1 protein-coding gene and 1 pseudogene are annotated in these 1,510 nt (G+C 34.2%); one reads left to right on the top strand and one right to left on the bottom strand.

Annotated features, from left to right (window positions below; all coding sequences use genetic code 11):
• Positions 1 to 549: 549 nt before the first annotated feature.
• Entirely contained in the window at positions 550 to 1,173 is a 624-nt protein-coding gene (locus tag L2764_RS27135) for a hypothetical protein (RefSeq protein WP_248943441.1), read from the bottom strand.
• A gap of 203 nt (positions 1,174 to 1,376) precedes the next feature.
• On the opposite strand from L2764_RS27135, the pseudogene L2764_RS28475 reads away from it, so the two are divergent.
• Positions 1,377 to 1,510, top strand: a pseudogene (locus L2764_RS28475) (IS3 family transposase); the annotation flags it as partial.

The following is a 1,510-nucleotide window of genomic DNA, read 5'->3' as shown; positions in this document are numbered from 1 at the left end:
CACTCTTCATGAGAACGTTTAGTCATGTTAACTCCTGATGTGATAGTCAGACGTTAAAATAAGGGATCAATGAACGCAGTTGAAGATGTACTTGCTCGGACGGTTACATTAGTTTGATTTTTTTACAAAGTATAATCCCGCCTTGACTAAGAGCGGTCATGCTCTTAGTTTTTTTATGATCTTATTGTTCTTTTGTGACTCACTAAATATTTATAGACTGAATGGATAACGGGATAGAAAAAGCTAACATTACAAGGTCTTCATTCAAAAAATGAAATTATTGAATGAAGTCTGGCTTCCTCTAATATAAAACATACTTCTTTCCATATATGTTCTCCTTCTCGATTAGAGATTATCCCCAAGTTCATTGGAAGTGCATGTTTTCAGGCTCCTAATAGGCTGACTCTTATAAATAAAGAGACAAGATTTTATCGATCAATTGAAGACTGCGCCGACAATCAGGCGAGATAATCAACATGATTTTTACTTTTATTCTAGAACCACTATCTCGATACACAGGGAGCTGGTTTTTTATATTATTCTGATTTTCTAATTTGCATTTCCTGTGTTCCATAAACCAAGAGTGACGGAATCATAAAGCAAATATGTACTTCCTATCAGCAATAAATGATAAATATCATTATGCCATTGCTTTTTTCTAAGGAAGGGGATTTTTTCAAGGAGGATCCAAACAACATTTGAAAGCAGTAAGCAAATCCAAGCAAAGCGCAATATGCCTATACTTGTGTATATACAAATGATCAGCGTTGATAAATAACCCAAAACAAGAAAGGCGAAATACCCAGCAGATCTCGAAAGTGACCACAAATACATAGCGCTAAAAAAACAAGAAACCAATATGCCAATGAATAAGAATATCGATTTAAGATTAAGCGCAATGAGTGTCGTAATATTTAACGCTACAGATATTAAAGTGATTAATATCCACACGGTGACATGCCTGTTTCGTTGTGTCTCAATCGCCGGTAGGTGAGCAAGAACACCTAAAATTTTCCCGATAAACATAAATAAAAAAACTAAAATAATTAATAGACTATAATTTTCTGGGTTTGCATAAACCCAATAGGTATATAGTCCTAATGCTGTAGCGTGTAAGCTATTTGTAAATGAATTAGATAATTGGCTATTATGGGCTTTCATTCTGCTTTTCATTATCAAGTCCTTTTTATCAGCCACTGATAATTTATATTATTATTTATAAGTATAGAGCAATATAAATGTCAATTTCTTATTATCTAAATCGACATTTATATTGCTAGGGAGCGTTGTGATCCTAGGCAGTACTTTCGGACACTCGGCTAAGTGAGTAAAATCACTAACCGAGGTATAATATGATGACAAAGAAAATACGGAAAATACGGAAAATACGGAAAATACGGAAAATACGCAAAATACACACAGATGAGTTCAAGAAAGAAGCACTTGCTTTAGCTGAAAGAAATGGGGTTTCCAAAGCCGCAAAAGAGCTGGGTATTCATGAATCACAAAT

The organism is Shewanella surugensis, from assembly GCF_023284005.1.
Classification (GTDB): Bacteria; Pseudomonadota; Gammaproteobacteria; order Enterobacterales; family Shewanellaceae; genus Shewanella; species Shewanella surugensis.
Note: the sequence above shows the minus strand (reverse complement) of the source record. Positions and strands in the feature narration are given on the sequence as shown.

Coding starts and splice junctions, on each gene's coding strand:
- L2764_RS27135 (WP_248943441.1), bottom strand. CDS start 1,173: ATGAAAAGCAGAATGAAAGCCCATAATAGCCAATTATCTAATTCATTT.